Below are 4,956 nucleotides of genomic sequence, written 5' to 3'. Positions count from 1 at the left end.
ACATCCCCCCACTACCGCCGGGCCCCGGGCGGGCCCCCCGCCCCCCGGGGGGGGGCCCTCGGTCCTCGGGACGGCCGGCCGGGCCGGCCGACGGGAACGGACGGTCAGCCGCCGTAGCCCTGGGTGTGCTGCTCGCCGCCGCCCGAAGCGTTGACGCAGGTGTTGCCGAACGCCGGGTTCAGAAGAGCGATCACGTTCACGGTGTTGCCGCAGACGTTGACCGGGACGTGAACCGGGACCTGGACCAGGTTGCCCGACAGGACACCGGGGGAGCCGACCGCCGCACCGTGCGCTCCGGCATCGGCGACGGCCAGACCGGCACCGGCGGCCAGGGCGCTACCGGCAACAGCGGTGACGGCGACTGCCTTCGCGATACGCGACATCAAGATCTCCTCTGGGGATGGGGGTGCCGCAGGAGGCCCGCGGCATTTGACATGGCATACAACGCAGCGGGAGCCCGGCGGTCACGGCCGCTGGGCCTTCGTGATGAAGGAAAACCGCACGGAGGCGAAGTACGGCCGGATCTGGCCCCCGCCGCCCGGTGGCAGTACCGCCACGGCGTCGCCCTTGCAGCCCGGCTCGCGGTACAGGGTCGCCCGGCTGCCCGTCGCGTTGGTGACCGCCCTGAAGCCGCCGCCCTTCGCCTCGACGCAGCCCTCCGGGCTGCTCAGCCCGTGGACCTTGTCGTCCCTGCCGACGTACTGGAAGTCGGGCCCCGCCGCCCGTGCCGTCCCCGCGGCCACGAGCAGGAGCAGGGAGACCGAGCCGGCCCGGACCAAGCCGCGGACGCCGGGGTGGATACGCATGGATCGCATGCCGGTCCAACCCGGCGCGCCCGGGACCGGGTCACGCCTTGTCACCCGTCGCAGGCCTGTGCGACGGTGCCCGGGACGCGGAGCACCGGATCGGGCGGAGGAGCGGGAACGATGAGCACAGCGGGAGGCAGCGGCCGGCCCCGGGTCAGGACCGGGTACGGCGTCGTCGAGGGCCGCACCGGTCCGGGCGGGATCTGCGTCTTCCGGGGCGTCCCGTACGCCGCCCCGCCCGTCGGCGCCCTCCGCTTCGCCGCCCCCCGGCCCCCGGCCGCCTGGGACGGCGTGCGCGACGCGGGCGCCTTCGGCCCCACCGCGCCCAAGGTGCCCTACCCGCCCGCGTTCGCCGCCCTGCTGCCCGACCCGGACATCCCGGGGGACGACTGCCTGAACCTCAACGTGTGGACCCCGGACCCGGCCCCCGGGGCCCGGCTGCCCGTCATGGTCTGGCTGCACGGAGGGGCGCTCACCCGCGGCTCCTCGGCCGTCCCCGTCTACGACGGCTCGGCGTTCGCCCGCGACGGGGTGGTGCTGGTCTCCGTCAACTACCGCCTGGGCGTCCTCGGCTACGGGCTCTTCCCCGACGCCCCCGCCAACCGCGGGCTGCTCGACCAGATCGCCGCCCTGACCTGGGTGCGGGAGAACATCGAGGCCTTCGGCGGGGACCCCGGCCGCGTCACCGTCTTCGGCGAGTCCGCCGGCGCCATCAGCGTCGGGGCCCTGCTCGGCGCCCCGCGCGCCGCCGGGCTCTTCGCCGCGGCCGTCCTGCAGAGCGGGGCCCCCGAGGTGCCGGGGCGCGAGAAGGTGCGCGCCATGGTCCGGCGCATGGCCTCCCTGCTCAAGGTGCCCGCGACCGCCGAGGCCTTCGCCGCCACCGCCCTGCCCGACCTGCTCGCCGCGCAGGGCGCCGCCATGCGCCGCTCCGGCCCGCTCGTCGGCGGCCCCGCGTTCGGCCTGGTCACCGACCCGGACACGCTCCCCGGCGACCCCCTGGAGGCCGCGACGGCGACGGACGTACCGCTGCTGCTGGGCTGGACCGGCGAGGAGTACCGGCTGTGGCTCGCCCCCACCGGCGCGATGCGGATCATGGACCGGCTCGGTCCGCTCACCGTGGCCCTGGCCCGCGCCCGCAGCGGCAAGGACCGCGCCGCCGTCCGGGCACTGCGGGCCGCACGGCCCGGGGCGGGGCCGGCCGAGATCGCGGGGCAGCTGCTCACCGACCGGCTGCTGCGCGACCCGCTGCGCCGGCTCGCCGCGGCGCGGCGGCCCGCGTCGAGCTTCCTGTACGAGTTCGTCTGGCCCTCCGGCATCCCGGGCCTCGGCGCCTGCCACGCCCTGGAGCTGGGCTTCGTGTTCGACGCGCTGCACGTGCCCGAGTCCTCGTGGCTGGCCGGCCCGGACGCCCCGCAGGAACTGGCCGACCGGATGCACGCGGCCTGGGTGCGCTTCGCCGTGACCGGGAACCCGGGCTGGGCGGCCTGGGACGGCAACGGCCCGCCGATGGTGTTCGGCGGGCCGCGGCGCGTGGAGCCGGTCGAACCGGCGGTGGGCAGCCCTGCTACTCCACCGGTCCTTCCATGACCTTGCTGATGAACTCGATCGGGCCCTCGCCCATGTTCGGGACGTAGGTCTTGGCGTTGTGCTGGCCGCCGGGGATCACCCTCAGGCTGGTGTGGATCGGGCCCTTGGTGTACGTCGCGACGAACTTCTGCACGTCGGGCAGCGTCTTCTTGTTGCTCTCGTTGTCGCCGACCTGGAAGGCGAGGTAGACGTCCGGAGCGCCCTTCTTGTCGATCATGGCCTTCGCCAGGAGCTCCGGGTTGTTCTCGGCCTTCTCCTTGTCGTGGCCCTTCCACAGGGAGGAGTCGGGCACGATGTCCGGGCCGGAGCAGATCGCGGCCTTGAACTTGTCCGGGTGCTGGAGCACGGCCTTCAGGCTCGCGAAACCGCCGGTGGAGGAGCCCATGTAGGCCCAGCCGTCACGGGACTTGATCGTGCGGAAGTTCGCCTTCATCAGGTCCGGGACGTCCTCGGTCAGCCAGGTGCCCATCTTGGGCTGGCCCGGGATGTCGGATCCGTCCCAGTAGATGCCCTTGTCGTCCGGGCCCGGGTTGAGGACCGGCATGGCGAGGATGAACGGCTTGCTCTTGCCCTCGCTGTACCACTTGCTGATGCTGGTCTGCAGCCCCAGGTCGGTGCCCATCCAGTAGTTGCTCGGGTAACCGGCGCCGCCCGGCAGGGCGATCATGACCGGGAAGCCGCTCTTGGCGAACTTGGGGTCGTTGTACTCCTTGGGCGCCCAGACCCACACCTTGCCCTTGAAGCCGGACTTCTTGCCGTCCAGGGTGGTGACGGAGACGTGGGTGCCGTCGCCCAGGGTCATGGAGTTCTTGAAATCGGCCTGGGGGCCGGTCGGCATCAGCGCCTTGGCGTTGGCCGCCTGCTGGACGGCCTCGCCCTTCTTGCCGCCCGCCGCGGACTGGCCGTAGGAGACGCTCGAACCCTTGTCGGTGAAGGGGGGTATCTCGAAGTGGTACATCACCCCCGCGGCTATGCCGGCGAGCGCCAGGACGGTGACACCCGCGATCAGCCAGCGCCTGCCCCGGCGGGGCCGCGGCTGCTCGTACTCGGGCTCGTGGGGCTCGCCGTACGGCGGGTGCGGCGGCCCGTACGGCGGCTCGGGCTGGTACTGCGGTTCATACGACTGCGCGTACGAAGTGCCGTAGGGCTGCTGCTGGTACTGCCCTTCCGACCGGTACGGCTGGTGCTGTCCGTCGGGTGCGTACGACATGTGCGGTTGCTCTCCGGCTGGTGCTGCCCCGTCGGGGGGTGGTCTCGTCTGTTCGAAGGATGAGCCTAAGTGATCGATGGTTCCCCTTTTTTCCAGCTCTTGGGGTGACGTAGGGCTGGGCGTTGCCGAGCACCCGGAAGCTCGCCGGAGTTCCCGATCTGTTGGCCGGCTGTCCCTGGTCCATGCACATGCCCCTGGGTATGGTGCGTCCGCGCCGCCCCCAGACCCCCCCTGCCCGGAGGTATTTTCCGTGTTTGGCATGACCTCATCACGGTCCCGCCGCAAGGCCGCCCTCGCCACCGCCTTCGGCCTCACCGCCGCCGGCGCCGCCCTCTGGGCCGGCGTCGGAGCCGCCCAGCCCGCGCACGCCGCCGGCCTGCCGGCCCCCGACCACGTCGTCGTCGTGGTCTTCGAGAACCACGCCTACAACCAGGTCATCGGCAGCTCCAGCGCCCCGTACATCAACTCCCTCAAGACCGGGGGAGCCAACCTCACCCAGTCCTACGGCGTCACGCACCCCAGCCAGCCGAACTACCTCCAGCTGTTCTCCGGCTCGAACCAGGGAGTCACCGACGACAGCTGCTACACGCCGGGCTTCAGCTCCGCGCCCAACCTCGCCTCCGAGCTGATCGCCGCGGGCAAGAGCTGGGGCAGCTACAACGAGACCCTCCCCAGCCAGGGCTCCACCACCTGCAGCAGCGGCAAGTACGCCCGCAAGCACAACCCCTGGTTCGCGTTCTCCAACGTGCCCACCAGCAGCGCCAAGACCATGACGCAGTTCCCGGCCGACTTCACCACCCTCCCCAAGGTGTCCTTCGTCGTCCCGAACCTGTGCAGCGACATGCACGACTGCTCCGTCGGCACCGGCGACACCTGGCTCAAGAACAACCTCAAGGCCTACGCGGACTGGGCCAAGACCCACAACAGCCTGCTCGTCGTCACCTTCGACGAGGACAACCGGCTCTCCGGCAACAAGATCCCGACCGTGCTCTACGGCCAGCCCGTCACCCCGGGCAGCACCTCGGGCACCACGTACAACCACTACGACATGCTGCGCACCCTGGAAGGCCTGGCCGGCCTGACCACCCACGCCGGGAACGCGGCCACCGCCCAGGACATCACGGGGATCTGGGCTTCCTGACCATGTACGTTGCGGACAGTCGCGGAACCCCCGCGCCCGCCGTGACCCCCGAGCCACAGGCCGTCGCCCCCGGCACCAGCCCGGGGCGGCGCGCCGCGCGCGCCCCCCGGTAAAAAAACTCCTGGTGTGTGACACCCCCCCACAACCCCCGCCCCCCCACCCCGCCCCCCCCCCGCCCCCGCCCCCGCCGGCCGCCCACCGCTGTGTTTCCA

5 protein-coding genes are annotated in these 4,956 nt (G+C 72.2%); 2 read left to right on the top strand and 3 right to left on the bottom strand.

Annotation, left to right across the window (positions count from 1 at the left end; all coding sequences use genetic code 11):
* Positions 1-104: 104 nt before the first annotated feature.
* Together ACFXA3_RS26275 and ACFXA3_RS26270 are read right to left on the bottom strand one after the other, a co-directional pair.
* Positions 105-383 carry a chaplin gene (locus tag ACFXA3_RS26275; RefSeq protein ID WP_385190752.1) on the bottom strand — a complete coding sequence of 93 codons (279 nt, stop codon included), beginning with the start codon at positions 381-383 and terminating at the stop codon, positions 105-107.
* An 81-nt stretch (positions 384-464) separates the two neighbouring features.
* Positions 465-806 (bottom strand): hypothetical protein, encoded by a 342-nt coding sequence (locus tag ACFXA3_RS26270; RefSeq protein ID WP_385190751.1) that lies wholly within the window; start codon positions 804-806, stop codon positions 465-467.
* A gap of 120 nt (positions 807-926) precedes the next feature.
* On the opposite strand from ACFXA3_RS26270, the gene ACFXA3_RS26265 reads away from it, so the two are divergent.
* Positions 927-2,393, top strand: coding sequence for a carboxylesterase/lipase family protein (locus ACFXA3_RS26265; RefSeq protein ID WP_385190750.1), 1,467 nt, complete (start codon positions 927-929; stop codon positions 2,391-2,393).
* Here the strand turns inward: ACFXA3_RS26265 and ACFXA3_RS26260 are convergent.
* A complete protein-coding gene (locus ACFXA3_RS26260; RefSeq protein WP_385190748.1) occupies positions 2,371-3,603 on the bottom strand; it encodes an alpha/beta hydrolase in 1,233 nt (410 codons plus the stop codon). The two genes, ACFXA3_RS26265 and ACFXA3_RS26260, sit on opposite strands and share 23 nt — an antisense overlap.
* Before the next feature lie 259 nt (positions 3,604-3,862).
* Between ACFXA3_RS26260 and ACFXA3_RS26255 the strand changes: the two genes are divergently transcribed.
* Positions 3,863-4,744, top strand: a complete 882-nt coding sequence (locus ACFXA3_RS26255) for an alkaline phosphatase family protein (protein ID WP_385190747.1) — start codon at positions 3,863-3,865, stop codon at positions 4,742-4,744.
* The last annotated feature ends 212 nt before the right edge of the window (positions 4,745-4,956 follow it).

The sequence above is a fragment of the Streptomyces sp. NPDC059456 genome, from assembly GCF_042750055.1.
Taxonomy (GTDB): domain Bacteria; phylum Actinomycetota; class Actinomycetes; order Streptomycetales; family Streptomycetaceae; genus Streptomyces.
Note: the sequence above shows the minus strand (reverse complement) of the source record. Positions and strands in the feature narration are given on the sequence as shown.